This window comes from Nocardia cerradoensis NBRC 101014 (genome assembly GCF_000308535.1).
GTDB lineage: Bacteria > Actinomycetota > Actinomycetes > Mycobacteriales > Mycobacteriaceae > Nocardia > Nocardia cerradoensis.
The window spans coordinates 1-17,858 of sequence record NZ_BAFW01000058.1 but is presented as its reverse complement, the minus strand read 5'-3'; the positions used below and the strand labels follow the sequence as shown (position 1 = coordinate 17,858).

Here is a 17,858-nt window from a genome sequence, read left to right as displayed (position 1 = left end):
GCGCGTCGCGGCCGTACGGCTGCGAGGCGGCGGACATCGGATACCTCCGGAAGGGTCGTGGTTGCACCCGACGCCACGAACGGGACACCGGACCGCGAGCCCGACGCGGCAAGGGCAAACCGCGCCGGATCCGGTGTGCCGCACGATGCGAAGGGGGCAATCCTGCGGCGCCGGGTGCTACTTCCAAGCGTGCGCGCTCACGGCGGCCCGGTCACTGCCCTTTCAGTGGCCTTCCGATGCCCCTGGGCGTGAGCCCCTGCCCGCCGTGGGAACTATCGCCAGGTCACGGCGGTGGCGATGAGAATCAGATACAACACCAGTACGAATACCACAGCCGGTATGACGGGATACGCGCGGGTAGCCGAATCCGACTCGGACGGCGGAACCGGTGGTCGCATCGGGTCCGGCGCGCGAGCCAGGAAAGATCCGGCCATGAGGACCGGAAGTAGCAACAGTCCCACCGGAATCCACGCCGGCGACGCCCACGGCAGCGGATGGTCCCACGGTCGGGTCAGCGCCACGTCCGCACCGACCGCGAGGACCGCGCAGCCCACAATCGCGACGACGCTGCCCCGCACCCCCAGGACATTCGAGTAGTACCACTGCCCGGGGCGTGCGTCCGCCGTCGTCTTGCGCGCGAATTCGAAGTGGAGGAAGGCGCCCGCGAAGATCAGCGCGACCCAGGCTGTCCGCCATCCGGATTCGACCTGACCGGTGTCGATCGCCGAACGCACGAGGTAGGCGATGATCCACAACTGCACCGGATAGGTCACGACCAGATTCAGCAGCAGATCGGCGCGGATCCGCGCCGATATGCTCTCCAGCCCCCACAGCGCGAGGCCGTACCCCATCGCCGCGACGACGAGAACCGCCGACCACCACGACAGCAGCGCCGACATCACGGTCAGCGTCACCGCGAGCGACCCGATCGCGCCCCACAATTCGCCGACGCTCACGGCTCCCGTGACCAGCGGCCGGTCCGGGTTGTGTACCCGGTCGTAGTCGAGGTCCTTGATCTCGTCCACCATGCGCAGATACAACAGCAGCACCGCGACGACGACGATCCGCACCGCCGTAGCCCATCCCGGACGCCATGCGGAGTCCGGATGCGACACCACCGCCGCGGTGCCCTCCACCGCCGCGACGAACATGACCGCGTAGAGCAGATGATGTGTTTCGTACCGCGCGACGGTGAAGCGCGCGATCCGCGCGACGGGCGTGGAACCGCTCAGCATTCCGCCTCGTCGGTGTCGTAGCGCAGGCCGATGCGGGCGGCCACCGCGCCGCACTGGTGGATCTCGCAATCGATCTGTCCCGGAACGGCATCCGAGGCGCGGGCCACACATTCGGCGCGGTGGTCCAGCTCCACGAACCGCTCGAAGAAACTGGAGACCCCGATCAACCGGCTCGGCTCCGATGCCGACATCGCGACGACCGTCTGACGTGCCGCCTCGAGCAGCACGCTGCCGGGCACGTGATCCACGGCGTGGTCGAACAGGATCGGATGTCCGGTGTCGATCGCCAGCTCGGCGACCGCGGCCGCGCCGACCCGCCGCATCGGGCCGATCACCACGTTGCGTCCGTTGTCCCGGCCGACATCGACCGCCGCGGCCGACTGCCCGGGCGGCAGCGCGGCGCCGATGTCGCCGAGGCCCAGCCCGGTGCGCAACACGCCGCGCAACGCCTCCCACCGTGACGGCGACACCCAGGTGAAGGATCCGTCCACGATCATCAGCGGTGCACCGCCGCATTCGATATCGAGCACCATATCCACCCCCTGCAATACCTCGCCGCGCCGATGCCGGCGCGAAATCTGCACCGACATCACCAGATCCGCGGGCGCGGGTCCGATCACCCAGCTGTCGCTCTCCGCGACCGCACCGTTGAAGGTGCGTACCACGAAACCGAAATCCTGTGGTACACCGAAGTATTCGTGCGTGAGCGCGATCGCCGCCTGCCGGGCGGCCTCCATCACCAGCATGGGATCGTAGGTGCCGTCCCACGGAGCCAGGTGGTCGCCGTAGAAGGCGTGCATGCGCGGTAGCTGGGCGCCGACCACGAATTCGTCGGACCGCGCGGCGTGCAGCGAGGTGACGAAGACCTCCGACACCGCACAGCGGTGGGCGAGATGGCGGGAGATTGTGTGCACATGGCTCGCGGTCGGGATGGTCGCGGTGTCGATCGTCATGGTCGTGCCTCCAACCAGTCGTGTGCGGATACCGGGGGCAGGATCTGGCGCCGCCCGCCGTTGCGCATGGGCAGTACGTGGGAACCGAGGACGATGGCCGACCAGGGATCGATCGCGCGGCCGGTGGCCCAGGCGCGGCGCAGCAGCAGCGCACAGTCCTCGTCGCGATCCGGATCGAAGTCCGCCGGAACATCACCGACGTCGGCGAGCAGTCGCGTGGTGGCAGCCGAACGCCCGAAATCCCGTGCGGGAGTGCGGGAGTACAGCTCCGCGGCGCAGGCGGCGGCTTCGACACCGCGGTCCCTCCCGGACTCGATCTCCCGCAGTACCCGCGCACGGGTGCCGGTGTCGAAGTAGATCGCGAACTCGCGCAGCACGTCCGCCGGATCGTCGGGCGAATGCACCAGATTCAGCAGGTAGCTGTATCTGCCCAGCAGATAACGCAATTCACCGGGCTGCCGCTTGTCCGGATCGGTGGGGCCCTTGGCCGTCGTGAGCCGCACCGAGGTCGGCAGCGCGGTCGGTTCGCCGGAGACGACGAGGACCAGCGCATCGGAGATCTCGGTCAGCAGATCGGCGAGCCGCCGCCGCTCCGCCGAAGCGATATTCCACGCGAAGTACCACAGCGCGCGCACCAGATGCCGGTCCACCGCGCAGGTGCGCGCCGCGACGACACGGAAATCGTTGTCCCGCAACCACCGCAGGGTCGGTTCGACCGCCCGGGCCACGATCGCATCCGGTTTCAGCAGCAGTAATGAGTACCGACGAGAGAAATCGGCCGCATCGAGTCCGGCCGCACCGAGTTGGTCTACCGTCTCTTGAACGTAGGTGTCCTCGGCATAGGCGGCCGCCTTGTCCGGCAGCGGGGTCGACGCCGCCAGCAGTTGCGCCAGAGTCATCGGCTGCCTCGCACTGTCGCGTCCGGGCCGAAGCGCGCCAGTACCTCGGTCACCGACGGCAGCGGGTCGCCGAGGTAACCGCTTTCCAGGCAGTGGTCCAGGAGCAGTCGCAGATACGGCTTGCCGCTCGGCGGGCAATCCCGTCCGAGCAGGGCGTGTGTCGCGGTGGTGTCGAACAGCGGTCGGCGGGCGAAGTAACTCGTGTAGAGCGCGCCGATGCGCTGGAAGTATTCGCGCTCCAGCGGTTCCAGATCCTCCACCGCGAAGGTGGTCTCGGGCACGAAGGTCGCGACCTGGAAGGACGGATATTCGGCGAGGACATCCGAGATGTCACGCAGCGAGAGCGCATCGGCGCCGACGGCGTGAAAGGTCTGTCGCGCGGCGGAATCGAAGTCGGTCGCGGCCGCGGTGATCACGTCGGCGACGAAGTCGACCGGTGCGGGCGCGATCGTGGCGTCGTAGCGGCCGGGCAGCGAGCGCAGCTTGCCCTCGACGATCAGCTTCACCACGGTGTAGAGGTTCTTGTAGTCGCGGATCGCGCCGGTGCCGGTGGCGCCGGTGACGACGCCGGGACGGACGACCGCCCAGCGCAGGCCCGGGGTGCAGCGCACCTGGCGTTCGGCCCGGAACTTACTGTCCTCGTAGCCGTTTCCGAAGGCCTGCCCGACATCGAGCTCCGCCTCGGCGACCACACCAGCCCGCATCCCGCACACGTAGGCGGTACTCACGTACACCAGCGGCACGTCCCAGCGCAGTGCCAGTTCGATCGCGTGGGCGGTGCCACGCACGTTCAGTTCCTCGTACTCGCCGGCGGTGGCGTCGAAGGCCGTTGTCGCGGCCGAGTGCACGATCATGCCGACGCGAGAACCGAGTTCGGCGGCGTCGTGCCTGGAAAGGCCGAAACCCAGCCGCCGGACGTCGCCGCGCACCGTCTCGATGCCGTCCAGCTCGGAACCGTCGTTGCGGATGATCCGCGCAGTGCTGTGCACCAATCCGACAACGGTCCGGTCCGCCGCGCCCAGGCGCGCCACCACCTCCGCACCGATCAGCCCACCCGCGCCTGTCACCAGGACGGCGTCGTGTCCGGTCACAATCGCACCTCCTCGATCAGGGTCACCACATCCCCGATGCGGCGCACGCCGGCCAGCTGTTCGGGCCGGTAACGCGGTAGTCCGAAGGCCTGTTCGAGGACCAGGGTCAGCTCCATGAGACGAAGTGAGTCGAATCCGAGATCCTCGATCAGGCGCAACCGGTCACCCGGTTCGGCGGGCGGCGCCGGCGCCATCGCGACGACGAGCCGGCGCACCCGTTCCGCCACTGGGCCGTCCACATTCGTCATCACTGTCCTCCGTCGCGCTGGTGGGGTTGCCGCCCGCCCGAGCCGAGCAGGTCGCGGGCCTCGTCGAGCGGCAGTTCGGTATCGAGATAGGCGGCCGGGCGCAGCCAGTCGTAGCTGATGTCGAGCGTGCGCCGCCATTGCTCCCGGGAATCGAACGACGCCGGAAACTGTGTGCCCCCGGCGATCTCACGCACGGCGGCGGCGAGTTCATCCAGGACGGCCAGTTCGTCCAGGCCGCTCGCGCCCGATCCGAGGACCGCGGAGAAGCGCACGGCCGACGCGCCGTCGACCAGCGCACGGAGCGGTCCGGCATCCGGCACCATCGCGGCCAGCGTCCGGCCGGGCGCGACATCCGGCGGCAGTGGGTGAATGCCATAGGTGGACAGCGTCATTCGCACGCACATCGCGATCACCCGATGCGCCGCGATATCGGCGACGGCCCCCTGCCCCGCTTTCACCGCCCCCATCAGGTCCTCGCGGGCGTTCTCCAGCACCACGTTCGACCAGACCACCTCCATCGCGCAGGCGACGAATCGCTGGGCCGGAAGCGGTGACAGGGTCGCGATCTCGCGGTCCGCGCCGCCGCCGGCGAGCCCGAGCGCGGGCATCCGCGTGGACGGAATCGGCGTGACCGGGCGTACCGGCTTGCACATGGCGAGCGCGGGACGCAGGGTCTCGCCGCCGCGCAGGGACAATCCGACGAAGCCCAGGCGGACGAATTCGGCGAGTTCGGCGCCGATCGGCGACCGGCGCAGGATGTCGGCGACCGACTTGCGGGCGACCACGCCGCGCCAGGCCGCGGCGCCGCGGTCGGAGAGCGCGAAAGCGTCCCGATCGTCGCGGAGCACATGGATCCGGTCACCGATGGGCCACGTGGTCACGCCGTCGACCCGGGCCAGCAGAATCCGATCGGGATCATCGGTGACGTCATCGATGCCGAATCGCCGGGCCAGGGTAAGCGTCTGGTCGAGCGTCGCGGCGGCCGGGTGTGCACGGTAGGCGTCGACCTGCTCCGCGATATCGGGATCGGCCGCCACGATCCGATCGAGTTGTCGCGGAATCCATTTCGTCTCGATATAGGTCTCTCCCCGCGTCGCGGCCCAGGATTTGACCGCTTGGAGCAGGCCGTCGCGTGCCCACCCGTCGGATTCGGCATCGGCGCCCATCGCACGCAGGGCGACGGCGAACCACAGCGCGTGGCGGCTGCGCCGCGCCCACCAGCCGGACACGGTCTCGGCGAAGCCGTCGGCGGGCAGCAGCGCCAGCAATCCGTCCAGATCCACGACCGCGCTCGACCGCACCACGGTCGCGTTGCGGAACCGCTGGCAGCGGTTCAGCACGTCCTCGTCGAGATCGCCGCCCGCCCCGGTCACCCGCTCGAGTTGCGCGCGCAGTTGCGCCTCGGACCGGGTGCGGATCTCGATGCGGCGGCCGTCGGCGAACACCACGGTCGGCAGCGTCGGCATCTCCTCGTCACCGGGTGCCACGATCAGGAAGTCGATATCGGAACCCTCGTTGCCGAATCCCTCCGCCAGCGACCCCTCGAACAGGGCGGCGGAATTCGGTGGGATCGAGACCGTTTCCAGTGCCGCGCCGAGCAACCGCTCGACACGATCGAGCGACAGCGACGGCGCGGTGGAGCCACTCGTCGCGGCGGTGTCGGCGCCGGGATGTTCGGTGGCGCCCGCCAATCGGCCTTCGGTGTAGAGCTGCCACATGTGCCGGCGGCGCGGCTTGCCGCTCGAGGTGCGGCGGATGAAGCCGCGCGGTCCGGTGACGACGCCCACGGTGCCCGCGGGGCCCAGTTCGCCGCGCACCACGGTCCGCGCCCGGGTGACCCACTCCCCCGGCGCGGTTTCGGCGAAGAGCACGATGCCGGGTACGGCACCGCCGGTCAGCGAGACCGCCGCGAGCTTCCCCTTGGTGATCCCGGTTTCGCGCGCCACCCGGGATTCGATGTCCTCCATGAACACCGACCGTCCCCGCACCTTCAGGCTCGTGCCCATCCGGCCCAGTACGAAAACCTCGTCCTGGTAACGGAATCCGGCGTCGCCGGTGTAGAGCCGGCCGTCGGTGATGCGGGTCGCGCCGCCGGCACCATCGGTGTACCCGAGTGCGACCGAGTCGCCGATCACCACCATCTCCCCGAGCACCCCGTCGGGCAGTTCGCGGCCGTCCTCGTCCACCACCACGACGGTGGATTCGGGAGTGGAGTAGCCGAGACCGGTGATCCAGCCCGGGCCGCTCACCCACCGGTCGTCGGCGAGTGCGACCTCCGCGACGATTCGTACCGGCTCACCGGGGCGCAGGGTCGCGGTATCGACCCGCAGGGCCGTGAGCGGCCGGTCTCGTGCCGAGGAGGTGACCATCAGCGTGGCCTCGGCCAGACCGTAGGCGAGGGTGTAGGCCCGGGCGGAGAAACCGCGCGCGCCGGTGAGTTCGGCGAAGGACCGCAGATCCTCGACTTCGACCGGTTCGGAGCCGACCGCCAGGGTCCGCCATCCCGACAGGTCCAGATCCGCGATGTCGTCCGGCGAAACACGGTGTGCGACATAGCCGAGCGCGAACGACGGGGACGGCGAATGCTGGGCGTGCGCCATCGCCCGCAGCCAGCGCGCGGGATCGCGCACGAACTGATCGGGCCGCATCAGATACAGATCACCCTGATTGGCGACCGTGGTGAGGAATGCCCCGACCAGGCCCATATCGTGGTAGAGCGGCAGCCACGAGACCATCGCCTCGCCGGGTCGCCAGTCGATCAGCCGGCTGATCATGCGGATGTTGTTGGCGAGGTTGTGCCACGACACCCGCACGCCGCGCGGGGTTCCGGTGGACCCGGAGGTGAACTGCAGCAGTGCCGTCTCGGCAGCGGGTGCGAGTGTCCGGTCGGCGGGCGATCCGGTCTCGCCGACGACGACCGGTTCGTCGGCACGTCCGGCCGTCGTCATCGCCTCACGGACCAGTGTTTCGAGCTCCACGGAGGTCACGACCACGCGGGGTGCGGCCTGGTCGAGTATCGCCGCGACATGCGCGACGTACTGGGCCATGTCGGCGAACATGGGCGCAGCGATGGGCGTGAACTCTCCGCCGCACGCCCACACCGCGTAAAAGGCCGCGACACAGGGGAATCCGGTCGGCATGACGACGCAGACTCCCGCCTCGTCATCGCCCCCGAGACCCCGTTCGCGGAGCCGGCCCGCGACCGACCAGGTCAGCTCGGCGAGTTCGGCGTAGCTGCGGAACTGCCAGCCGTCGGCCTCGTCGGCGAGGTGGATACCGGTGGCGGTGGCGGGATTCACCAGCCAGCCGCGCACCAGGGCCTGGTCGTCGTCGGTGTTCTGCAGTTCACTGGGCATCGGCTGCCTCCCCTTCTTCGAGCACGGTGACGGTTCCGCTGCTGCCGTCGACCCGCAACGGCATACCGGTCCGGACGGATCTGGTGACACCCGGAATCTGCACCACCGTCGGTACACCGAGTTCGCGCGCGACGATGGCGACATGGGTCAGCGGACTGCCTCGCTCGACGACGAGAGCCGTCGCCGAGGGCAGCACCGCCACCCATCCCGGATCCGTTCGATAGGTGACGAGCACACCGCCCGCCACGTCGCGCGGCTCGTCGACCACCACCGCCGGGCCCGCGCCGATCCCACCACCCGACGGCGTCCCGGTGAACACCGAACCCGCTGTGGCGGCCGGGGTGTCGGTGATCGGCACCCAGCCGGCCGCCGCCAGTTCGGCCGGGCCGAAACCGCCACCGTGGGTGACGAAGCGAGCCGGTGCGACCAGGCGCGCGTCGGCGGCGCGCTGCTGTCTGCGGGCGGCGACCACCGCCCGCAGACCGGCCGTCTCGCCGCCCTCGTAGCAGCCGCGCAGTTGCGGCAACGTCAGGTGGAACACATCGGAGAATTCGTCGATGATATTGCGCCGCACCAGGTCTCGTCCCATGATCCGGATCGTTCGTTTGACCATGCCGAAGGCGCGGGTGCGGCAGAAGCGCAGGCTTTCCCGATGCCCCGCGCAGCGAGACACCTTGCGCCGCAGGCGTTCGTAGATCGCGCGGCGCCACCCGCGCAGATGCGTATCCAGGTACCGTTGCGCGTCGTCGGCGGCGCGGTCCTGTTGTTCCGGTAGCGCGGCCAGCACCATGACGAACAGGCCCGACGGATCCTCCCGCAGATCCGGAGTCTCGAGCTTCAGTTCGTCGAGACTGCGGTAGCCGTAGCGGTCGATGTACTCGTCGACGCGCGCCCGGAATTCGTCGTGGCCCGCGGTGACCAGCGCGTCGTAAACGCCTTCCGGGGCAGTGCTTTCCAGCAGTTTGCGCAGATCCTCGTTCTCCCGCACGATCGCGGCGAGCGCCGACATGGCATGGGCCGGCTCGGCGGATTCGACGTCGGCCCCGGGCCCGGCGACGGCGTAGAGGAACCACTCCGGCGCCTTCGGCAGGAATATCCGGGTGAGAACGTACAGCAGGCCGGTGAAGGTCAGCAGCATCGCGTCCAGCACCATCATCGGACCCCAGCGGTGCACCAGTTCCCGATCGAGTTCGCGATAGCGGGCGTAGGCCTGCGCCCCGCTGTCGGCGCTGTCGTCGTGGGATTCGAAATCGTCGTAGACGCGGTAGAACTCGTCGAGGAACCGCCGCATCATCGCGTCGATCCCGGCGATGCGGCGCAGATAGATCGCGGTGGTACGGGCCCGGGACATCACCCGCCGCAGCGGATTGCCGAAAGTGAACGGGCGCAACGTCTTCGCGATATCGTCGGGCAGTGGTTCGGCCACGCCGAGCGCGGCCTCGAGTACCCGGCGGTTGAGCGGGTAGCCCGGCGCGATGCCGACCATCCGATACCAGTGCAGCAGGTTGTAGTAGACGCGGCCGTGAAAGTAGCCGAGCAGCACCGGAGTCCAGCTGTCGGTCTGCGCGACCTGCGACGGCGGCACCCCCAGGGATTCGGCATATCCGCGGTACACGCGGCCGTAGATATCGGCCGCGGTGGTGAAGGTGAGCGGTGAGGTGATGCCGCTGAAACTCTCGATGATGTTGGAGTTGTCCCAGATTCGCAGTTCACCGTCGGGTACCGCTTCACCGGCGCCGCGCAACGGGTCCCCCACCGCCGTGGTCACCGGCCGCGCCTGCAGCACCCAGAGCCGGCCCTCAGCGTCGAAGGCCCACTCGACGTCCTGTGGGCCGTTCGTCGCGGTCTCGATCCGGCGGCCGACCTCGATCAGCCGGGTCACCTGCTCCGGAGTGAGCGCCGGGCGTGCGCGCAGCGCGGGATCGACGTCCACCGCGATACAGCCCTGGCCACCGTCGGGACGGTAGCGAGTCGCCTTCTCGCCCAGGACCGTATCGATCGCGGTGCCCGAAAACTTGTCCACGACAAAGGTATCGGCGTCCACGGCGCCGGAGACCAGCCCTTCACCCAGACCGTAGACCGCGCTGATCAGCATCCGGTCCGTGGCGCCGGTGCTCGGGTCGCAGGTGAACAGCACACCGCTGGTCTCCGCCGTGATCAGGCGTTGCACCACGACCGCCGGCATCTCCGGGAGCGCCAGTCCGTGCGCGAAACAGTAGTTGATCAGCCGCGGCGACAAGGCCGACGCCCAGCAGGCCGTCACCACCGACGCGATCGCCTCGGCCCCCGAGACGTTCAGGAACGAATCGAACTGCCCGGCAAACGAATACGCGGTGCCGTCCTCCACCGCCGCCGAGGAGCGGACTGCCACCGGGGCACGGCCCAGGCGCTGCCACACCTCCTCCATCGCCGCGACGAGGGCGTCCGGGGGCGTGGCGGTCATGATGCCCGCGCGTAACCGGGCGCCGCGAGTCAGCGCCTCGTCGAGATCGGCCGCGCGAACGAATTCCGCTGCCGCCGTGACGATCTCGGCAGGCATGTGCTCGAACATCGCCGGCTCGACGACCAGCCAATCCGGTACCGGCAACGACGCATCGCGCAACCGACGCAGCCCGGCCGCTTTCCCGCCGGCATCCGCCGCTTCGGCCGGGCCCGCTTCGGATTCGTGCACCAGGTCTCCTGTCATCGCGGACCGTGCGCCTGCCCAGCGGTCGCTCGCAGAGTTCGTAACGGTATATCTGAAATGTTTACGTTTCGAAATACCGGTGATCGGATATCCGACCGGCCGCGGTGCGCAGGCGGTCACCGGGACGTTGTCTCGATATACCGGCCGCACTCGCCGGTGTTAACCGAAATCCGAACAAGATCGGCTGGCCGCCCGCCGGGAGCGCGGCTACGCTACGTTGAGGCTCGTGACGATCGGTGAAGGGTGTAATTCGGCGTGAGTTGGTCATTCACACCGGACGAGTTCGCGCACATCTGGCGCGAGACCGACCTCGATCGCCATCCCTTCCCCCTCCGCATCCTCGAAACCCCGCGCACCGAGGACGAGGCGGCCACCCTGCGCACAACCCTCGAGGCACGGCTGCCGCTCGGCGCGGACCCCGACCTTTCCGCCTGTCTGCGCATCCTGGCCGCACCGCACACCCGCGTGGTCGCGATCGGCGGCGCACACAGCCCGGGGACCGAGATCCGGGCGGTGGCCGCGGCGATCTACGACCACGCCGTGCTCGCGATCCAGGAACCGGGTCGCACACCCGGATTCGGCGGGTCCATCCGATTGTCGATCGGGCATACCGCCAAACTGGGCGCCCGCATCGCCGCGCTGCTGCCCGACTGCCCGGCCGGAGGTGAACCCGCCCGCTCGGCACCGGCCGAGGCGGTGCGCGACGACGACTGCCCGCGCCCCGCCTCACCGCCGGCGCCGCGCATCCGCCGCCTGCTGCTGAAACCGCACAGCGCCGAAGGGCATATCCGCATCGAGGCCGGCCTGGACCGGCCCACACCGCCCGCGCCGCTGTACTACACGTGGATCGACGTCGCCGAGGACGGGCGCTATCTCATCAAGGCGGGCGACGAAGTCCATATCGTGCCCGCGAGCCGGCAGCAGATCGGCACTCACCTGCAAAAACGCATTCCGCGGTGACCGTGACGGGCGCGGATTCGGGCAACTCGGGCTGACCGGACATCGCCGGAACCAGTAAGCTGGGTCGACCTGCAGCCTCACCGGGAAGCCGCCCACGGGCGCTCCCGTCAGGCTGTGTGATTGCAGCCCGATGGGGAGCCCTTGCGTGGTGATGCTCCGCTGCCGCCTCCGGCCCTCCCCATTAGGCTGTGCGATTTGCAGCCCAATGGGGAGCCCTACGTGGTAACGCTCCGCTGCCGCCTCCGGGCTTTCCCCATTAGGCTGGTCGGACCGACCGATCTCAGGGGTGCGCATGACGATCGAGACCAGCCAGGCCGATATCACCCGTTTCCTGCAGGCCGCGCGCGGGGGAACCGTCACCTTCGATCCGGCGGCCGCGCGTGGGTGCGCGGAGATCTATCAGCAGCAGGCCGACCGGCTTCGGGAACTACAGCAGCGCCTCGATTCGGTGGCGCAGCTCAGCGGATTCGGGGGCTTCTTCTCCGCGCAGCAATTGCAGGCCGGGTTCGGCCGCAAGGCGCGCGATGCGGCCGAACTGCTCGACCAGTACATCGCCGCCGCCTACCGCATGAAAGAGGCCTTCCTGACCAGCGCCGGGCTCTACGAGGAGGCCGATTCCGCGCATGCGGCCGCACTGCGCGCGATCTCGTCCGGACTGTCACGATGAGCGCCGAATTCCGTTACGGGCCGGCCGCATCGCACACCGACCCCCAATATGTCAGCGCCATGGAACATTTCGAGTCCATGACGCACGAACAGATCCACAGCGGGACCGAGAAGATCGAGGCCGGTGAGATTCTGCAGGCCTCCCTGATCTGGCTGGAGGCGGCCGCCACGCTGACCGGTTCCATGCCGGCCACCCGCTCGCAGGCCGAGCGAATCATGGATCACGCCGGCTGGCAGGGCCCGGCCGCCGAGGCCGCCGCCGCGAGCGCGCACAGTTTCGCCGCCTCCGTCGACGAATTGGCCGCCGTCTTCGGTGAGGTTGGTGCCCGGCTCGGCGCGGTCGCCGGAGCGGCGGAAGCGGTCAAACTGGCGGTACCCCCGCCGGGCGATTCCGGGCCGGTGGGCGCCATCGCCCGGGTGTTGGAGGCCGCGCACGTGATCGATGCGCACATCGCCCAGGAGGTCATGCGTCAGGAGGCGATTCTGGCGATGAACATGATCTACAAACCGGCCTATTCCGCGGCGGGCACCGCGGTTCCGGCGCTGCCCGAACCCCCGGCACAAGCCGACCCGGCCGGACCGCGGCCCAGCGCTCCCGCCCGCCCGAACGGCGACCGGCCGCAAGCGCTCCAAAGCCCCTCGGCCCCACCGTCATCCGAGCCGGAGCCCGCGACACCAGACCAAGCTCCCAACTCGGCCACTGTGCCCGGCACACCCGCGACGCCGCAGTCGCCGCCCGCACCTGCACCTGCACCTGCACCTGCACCTGCACCTGCACCTGCGAGCCCGGCACCGGCGCCTCCCCACACTCAACCCGCACCCACACCCGGCGACCCAGCACCGAGTTCGTCGGCCCCGGCACCCGGCGCGCCGACGCACGATCCTGGCCCCGCGCCGACCCCGGCGCCGCCGACCTCTTCCGCCCCCACCTCGCCGGACCCGACGCAGCCCCCCGCACCGTCCGGACCGGAAAGCTCGGTGCCGCCGCCGGCTCCACCAACATCCGATCCGCATGCCGCGCCACCCGTCACCCCTGCTCCCGCCGCACCGGCTGCGCCACCCTCCGACATCCCCGCCCCGCACTCGCCCGACCCGTCGGCATCCGCTCCCCCGCCCCAATCCCCCACGCCCACACCACCTCCGGCCGCGCAGTCACCCGACCCGTCCACATTCGCTCCACCGGACCAATCCCCCACGCCCACACCACCTCCCGCGCCGCAGTCACCCGACCCATCCGCATCCGCTCCGCCCCAATCGCACACGCCCGCACCGCCTCCGGCCCCTGTCCCACCCGATCCGTCGGCACCTCCGCTCACCGACCAGGAAGGCCAGCCGGGTATCACCGGTCCGATCCCGAACACCGATACGCCGACGACTCCCGACCAGCCCGGGGTGTCCCCGCCGGGCTGAGCTGAGGTCGGAAGCGCGAGAGATTTCGTCAGTCCGACCATGGGGCACACTGAACGCACCGACGGCCCGGTCAGGGTAGGACTGCTATCACCGCGGAACAGCGGTGGCGTCCCCGGAGAGAACCTTCCGCGCACGACGACCTCGACCGCGACGATGGCGATGGCGAACCCCGGCGAACGCGGCCCCTGCCGCGGAGTCCGGTCACACACGTGACCGCCTGGGCTTCGCGCCGTCGGCGTGACGCATGATCCGCCGTGGACTGGTTCCCTGTCGTGAACTGCGGTCGTGCCGAGGTCCCTACACCTTCACCAGATCGTCGGCGTGAATGACGGGGCGCTGCATACCTTCCGGCAATTCGGAGGTGGAATGGCCGGCCATGGCCTGCAGTTCGGTGCTGTCGTATTCCACGACGCCCCGAGCCACCGTGCGGCCGTCGGGGGCGAGCAGGTCGACCACATCGCCGCCGTAGAAACGGCCTCTGACGCCGGTGATTCCGGCGGCGAGCAGCGATCGGCGGGAGTGCGCGACGGCTCTGACGGCGCCGGCGTCGAGGTGGATGGCGCCACGGCTGTCGGCGGCGTGGCGGACCCAGAACTTGCGGGCCGACAACCGGACCGGACGCGCGGCGAAGGCCGTGCCGACCGAGGCGTCGCGCAGCGCCAGCGCCGCATCGGACGCGGCGGCCAGCAGCACGGGCACGCCGGCGTCGGCCGCGAGGCGGGCTGCCGAGAGCTTCGACGCCATACCGCCGGTGCCGAGAGCTCCGCCGCTACCGGCGATCACACCGTCGAGGTCGGCGCTGCTGCGCACCTCGGGAATGAATGTGGCGGCGCCCTTGCGGGGGTCGCCGTCGTAGAGTCCGTCCACGTCCGACAGCAGAACCAGCGCGTCCGCGCCGACCAGATGCGCCACCAGCGCGGCCAGCCGGTCGTTGTCACCGAAGCGAATCTCCTCGGTGGCGATGGTGTCGTTCTCGTTGACCACCGCGACCGCGTGCAGGGCACGCAATCGGTCGAGCGTGCGCTGCGCGTTGCGGTGGTGTTCGCGCCGGGCGAAGTCGCCCGCGGTCAGCAGCACCTGCCCCACCACGCGATCGAACCGCGCGAACGAGGTGCCCCAGGCGTGAGCCAGGGCCAATTGGCCGACGCTCGCCGCGGCCTGTTTGGTCACGAGATCCCTTGGGCGGGCGGCCAATCCGAGCGGGGCGATGCCGGCGCCGATCGCACCGGACGACACCACGACCACATCCGAGCCGGCGCGCATCCGCGCCTCGATCGCCTCGGCGAGCTTGTCCAGGCGCCCGGTGTCGAGTCCGCCCTCGAGGCTGGTCAGCGCCGACGAGCCGATCTTCACCACCACGCTGCGCGCGGTCCGGATCGACTGCCGAGTAGTTACCGCTCCCTTGTCAGAATCCACCTGTGTCACAACAACACTCACTCACTTGACACGCCACCACCGTGGCGCACGACGACAACCGGACCGATACGCCCGCGCACACCGGAGATACCGGCGTGGCGGGCGATCACGGTTGGTCCTCGTCCTCCGAGACCAGGCCGCGGCGTACCCGGGAGGCATGTTTGCGCTCGGCGGCGGAGATGCGGTCGGTCTGGTCCAGGCGAGGATCTGTCCCGCGCCCGGTCATCACCATATCGACACCGGCCGAAATCTGCGGCTCCCATTCGAAGCTCACATCGCCGATGGTGACCTCGGCTCCGGGCACCGCACCCTGGCGGACCAATTCGTCCTCGACGCCGAGACGCGCAAGCCGGTCGGCGAGGTAGCCGACGGCCTCGTCGTTGTCGAACTGCGTTTGGCGCACCCACCTTTCGGGGCGCTCGCCGCGGACGATGAATCCGCCCTCGACCTCCGGATCGGGTTCGACGGTGAAGCCGGTCTCCCCGGCCACGACGGGCCGGATGACCGGACGCTTCGGCGCCGCCTTCGGGTGCGCCTCGCGATATTCGCGGACCATATCGGCCAGCGCGAAGGTCAACGGGCGCAGACCTTCCCGGCTCACCGCGGAAATCGTGAACACCGGCCAGCCGCGTTCGGTGAACTCGGGCGTCACCATCTCGGCCAATTCGGCGGCGTCGGGGATATCGGCCTTGTTGAGGATGACCACGCGGGGCCGGTCGGCCAGATCGCCCAGTCCGGCGTCGGCCTGCAGGGCCGGGCGGTAGGCGGCCAGTTCGGCCTCGAGCGCGTCGACATCGGAGATCGGGTCGCGGCCGGGTTCCAGTGTCGCGCAATCGACTACGTGGGCCAGTACCGCGCATCGCTCGAGATGCCGCAGGAAGTCCAGGCCCAGGCCGCGTCCGTCGCTGGCGCCGGGGATCAGGCCCGGCACATCGGCGACGGTGAAGGTGGTGTCACCGCTGGAGACGACGCCGAGATTCGGCACCAGCGTGGTGAACGGGTAGTCGGCGATCTTGGGCTTGGCCGCCGAGAGCACCGAGACGAGTGAGGACTTTCCGGCCGAGGGGAAACCGACCAGGCCGACATCGGCCACGGATTTGAGTTCGAGAACGAGGTCGCGCTCCTCGCCCTCCTCACCCAGCAGGGCGAAGCCGGGGGCCTTGCGGGCGCGCGAGACCAGCGCCGCGTTGCCGAGACCGCCGCGGCCACCGCGGGCCGCCACGAACCGGGTACCCGCGCCGACCAGATCGGCGACGACCTCACCGTCGTCACCGATGACGACCGTGCCGTCGGGCACCTTCAGCAGCAGCTCCCCGCCCTGTTTGCCGTCGCGGTTGCCACCCTCGCCGGGTTTGCCGTTACCCGCCTTGGCGTGCGGGTGGAAGTGGAAGTCCAGCAGCGTGTGCACATTCGGATCGACCTCGAGGATCACATCCCCGCCGTTGCCGCCGTTGCCACCGTCGGGTCCGCCGAGCGGCTTGTACTTCTCCCGATGCACCGAGGCACAGCCGTGACCGCCCTTACCGGCGCGGACGTGCAATACCACACGATCGATGAATTTGGACATGCCAGTTGGACCTCTGGGTTTCGGTGGACGGTGGTGGTGAGCCTCCCGGAACGGCGAACGGGCCAGGGTTTATCTGCTAAACCCTGGCCCGCTTCGAAGAGTGTGTGGAGAAGGCTCCGGCGCGGCTCAGGCCTGCGCCGGCTCCGGTACCACGATGTTGACGGTCTTGCGGCCACGCTTGGTGCCGAACTGGACCGCGCCCGCCTCGAGGGCGAACAGTGTGTCGTCACCGCCACGACCGACGTTGACGCCGGGGTGGAAGTGGGTTCCGCGCTGGCGAACCAGGATCTCACCGGCCTTGACGGCCTGGCCGCCGAAGCGCTTCACGCCGAGCCGCTGAGCATTGGAATCGCGACCGTTGCGAGAGCTGGACGCACCCTTCTTATGTGCCATGGCTGAAAACTCCTCGATTCGAAACCGGGTGGTTTCGCTAGGTCGAAATTACTTGATGCCGGTGACCTTCAGGACCGTCAGCTTCTGACGGTGGCCCTGACGCTTGTGGTAGCCGGTCTTGTTCTTGAACTTGTGGATCCGGATCTTCGGGCCCTTGGTCTGCTCGACCACTTCGGCGGACACCGAAACCTTGGCCAGCTTGTCGGCATCGGTAGTCAGCTCGGCGCCGTCAACCACCAGCACCGGCGACAGCGATACGGCCGTGCCCGGTTCACCCTCGATCTTCTCGACCTTCACCAGGTCACCGACCGCGACCTTGTACTGCTTTCCGCCGGTCTTGACGATCGCGTACGTTGCCATCGGTCGGCTGCCCTCTTTCCTCAACTAGTGCTCGGCACTCTGCTCACACGGCCGCCTGCCGGTGGACACCGGAAACCGCCGTACGACTGGTCTGATAGTCACCGCCGCCTCGGTACTTCTTCCGCACCGGAGGGCTCGTTTCGAGCCGGATCTCATGACAGCGCAGCGTTTTCTCAACACAACACGGTGCTGTCACCGGGCAGCGACTGTCCAAGATTACAGGACTGCCACCCCCCGCACCAAACCGGGTCGCCACCACGTCGAACGAGGTCCGCCGCGATGCCCCGCCCGCCGTGCGGGCGGGGCCTGTGCTGCGAGTTCTCCGGTCCGGGGACCGGATCAGTTCGGCGATTCCGGTGCGCCCGCGGCCCGTCCGGCGGCCCGGCGACGGGTCCGCTGCCGCGGGGTCACCTCGGCCGGAGCCAGCTCGTCGAGCGAGAACTTCGGCGCGCTGTCCTGATCGGCGTCGGTCAGCACGAAGACCGCGCCCCGGCTGTCGGTCGACGGAGCCGACGCGGTGCGCGCCACCCGGCGACGGCCACGACGGGCGCCCGTCTCCGGAGCCTGCTCGGCGGGCCCGGCCTCGGCCGGTGCGGGAGCAGCCGCGGGCTCGGCCGG

The 17,858-nt window shown here is 69.5% G+C and carries 15 protein-coding genes; 3 read left to right on the top strand and 12 right to left on the bottom strand.

The genetic code is table 11. The features are described from left to right. Positions 1–272: 272 nt before the first annotated feature. From ON23_RS07155 to ON23_RS07125, 7 genes are read right to left on the bottom strand one after another with little or no spacing between them, the layout of a single operon-like run. Positions 273–1,235 (bottom strand): UbiA prenyltransferase family protein, encoded by a 963-nt coding sequence (locus ON23_RS07155; protein ID WP_039777056.1) that lies wholly within the window; start codon positions 1,233–1,235, stop codon positions 273–275. Beyond that, the gene (locus tag ON23_RS07150) at positions 1,229–2,188 is read right to left on the bottom strand and encodes a ScbA/BarX family gamma-butyrolactone biosynthesis protein (protein ID WP_039777055.1); all 960 of its coding nucleotides are present in this window, start codon (positions 2,186–2,188) and stop codon (positions 1,229–1,231) included. The genes ON23_RS07155 and ON23_RS07150 overlap by 7 nt, the downstream gene beginning before the upstream one ends. After that, a complete protein-coding gene (locus ON23_RS07145) occupies positions 2,185–3,087 on the bottom strand; it encodes a nucleoside-diphosphate kinase (protein WP_039777054.1) in 903 nt (300 codons plus the stop codon). Before ON23_RS07145 ends, ON23_RS07150 begins: the two co-directional genes overlap by 4 nt. Further along, positions 3,084–4,178: an SDR family oxidoreductase gene (locus ON23_RS07140; RefSeq protein ID WP_051042176.1), complete on the bottom strand. Its 1,095-nt coding sequence runs from the start codon at positions 4,176–4,178 to the stop codon at positions 3,084–3,086. Before ON23_RS07140 ends, ON23_RS07145 begins: the two co-directional genes overlap by 4 nt. After that, the gene (locus tag ON23_RS07135; RefSeq protein ID WP_039777059.1) at positions 4,175–4,426 is read right to left on the bottom strand and encodes an acyl carrier protein; all 252 of its coding nucleotides are present in this window, start codon (positions 4,424–4,426) and stop codon (positions 4,175–4,177) included. The genes ON23_RS07140 and ON23_RS07135 overlap by 4 nt, the downstream gene beginning before the upstream one ends. Further along, positions 4,426–7,782 carry an AMP-binding protein gene (locus tag ON23_RS07130; RefSeq protein ID WP_039777053.1) on the bottom strand — a complete coding sequence of 1,119 codons (3,357 nt, stop codon included), beginning with the start codon at positions 7,780–7,782 and terminating at the stop codon, positions 4,426–4,428. Before ON23_RS07130 ends, ON23_RS07135 begins: the two co-directional genes overlap by 1 nt. Next, positions 7,772–10,453 (bottom strand): phosphoenolpyruvate synthase, encoded by a 2,682-nt coding sequence (locus ON23_RS07125; RefSeq protein ID WP_039777058.1) that lies wholly within the window; start codon positions 10,451–10,453, stop codon positions 7,772–7,774. The genes ON23_RS07130 and ON23_RS07125 overlap by 11 nt, the downstream gene beginning before the upstream one ends. 270 nt (positions 10,454–10,723) lie before the next feature. Between ON23_RS07125 and ON23_RS07120 the strand changes: the two genes are divergently transcribed. From ON23_RS07120 to ON23_RS36730, 3 genes are all read left to right on the top strand, one after another. Next, positions 10,724–11,428 carry an ESX secretion-associated protein EspG gene (locus tag ON23_RS07120; RefSeq protein ID WP_039777052.1) on the top strand — a complete coding sequence of 235 codons (705 nt, stop codon included), beginning with the start codon at positions 10,724–10,726 and terminating at the stop codon, positions 11,426–11,428. A gap of 292 nt (positions 11,429–11,720) precedes the next feature. After that, entirely contained in the window at positions 11,721–12,095 is a 375-nt protein-coding gene (locus ON23_RS07115; protein WP_036508059.1) for a soluble NSF attachment family protein, read from the top strand. Next, positions 12,092–13,504, top strand: a complete 1,413-nt coding sequence (locus ON23_RS36730) for a hypothetical protein (RefSeq protein WP_039777051.1) — start codon at positions 12,092–12,094, stop codon at positions 13,502–13,504. Before ON23_RS07115 ends, ON23_RS36730 begins: the two co-directional genes overlap by 4 nt. A 297-nt stretch (positions 13,505–13,801) precedes the next feature. Here the strand turns inward: ON23_RS36730 and proB are convergent, their stop codons facing one another. The 5 genes from proB to ON23_RS07085 form a co-directional block, all read right to left on the bottom strand. Next, the gene (gene proB / locus ON23_RS07105; protein ID WP_039777057.1) at positions 13,802–14,920 is read right to left on the bottom strand and encodes a glutamate 5-kinase; all 1,119 of its coding nucleotides are present in this window, start codon (positions 14,918–14,920) and stop codon (positions 13,802–13,804) included. A gap of 106 nt (positions 14,921–15,026) precedes the next feature. Further along, positions 15,027–16,487, bottom strand: a complete 1,461-nt coding sequence (obgE, locus tag ON23_RS07100; RefSeq protein ID WP_039777050.1) for a GTPase ObgE — start codon at positions 16,485–16,487, stop codon at positions 15,027–15,029. Between the two features lie 126 nt (positions 16,488–16,613). Continuing rightward, positions 16,614–16,880 carry a 50S ribosomal protein L27 gene (rpmA, locus tag ON23_RS07095; RefSeq protein WP_025352062.1) on the bottom strand — a complete coding sequence of 89 codons (267 nt, stop codon included), beginning with the start codon at positions 16,878–16,880 and terminating at the stop codon, positions 16,614–16,616. 48 nt (positions 16,881–16,928) lie between these two features. After that, positions 16,929–17,240, bottom strand: coding sequence for a 50S ribosomal protein L21 (gene rplU, locus ON23_RS07090; protein ID WP_030512746.1), 312 nt, complete (start codon positions 17,238–17,240; stop codon positions 16,929–16,931). Between the two features lie 339 nt (positions 17,241–17,579). Beyond that, positions 17,580–17,858: hypothetical protein (locus ON23_RS07085; RefSeq protein ID WP_039777049.1), on the bottom strand; the 279-nt coding region annotated here is incomplete at its 5' end.

Coding starts and splice junctions, on each gene's coding strand:
- obgE (WP_039777050.1), bottom strand. CDS start 16,487: ATGTCCAAATTCATCGATCGTGTGGTATTGCACGTCCGCGCCGGTAAG.
- rplU (WP_030512746.1), bottom strand. CDS start 17,240: ATGGCAACGTACGCGATCGTCAAGACCGGCGGAAAGCAGTACAAGGTC.
- ON23_RS07115 (WP_036508059.1), top strand. CDS start 11,721: ATGACGATCGAGACCAGCCAGGCCGATATCACCCGTTTCCTGCAGGCC.
- ON23_RS36730 (WP_039777051.1), top strand. CDS start 12,092: ATGAGCGCCGAATTCCGTTACGGGCCGGCCGCATCGCACACCGACCCC.
- rpmA (WP_025352062.1), bottom strand. CDS start 16,880: ATGGCACATAAGAAGGGTGCGTCCAGCTCTCGCAACGGTCGCGATTCC.
- ON23_RS07135 (WP_039777059.1), bottom strand. CDS start 4,426: ATGACGAATGTGGACGGCCCAGTGGCGGAACGGGTGCGCCGGCTCGTC.
- ON23_RS07150 (WP_039777055.1), bottom strand. CDS start 2,188: ATGACGATCGACACCGCGACCATCCCGACCGCGAGCCATGTGCACACA.
- ON23_RS07145 (WP_039777054.1), bottom strand. CDS start 3,087: ATGACTCTGGCGCAACTGCTGGCGGCGTCGACCCCGCTGCCGGACAAG.
- ON23_RS07155 (WP_039777056.1), bottom strand. CDS start 1,235: ATGCTGAGCGGTTCCACGCCCGTCGCGCGGATCGCGCGCTTCACCGTC.
- ON23_RS07130 (WP_039777053.1), bottom strand. CDS start 7,782: ATGCCCAGTGAACTGCAGAACACCGACGACGACCAGGCCCTGGTGCGC.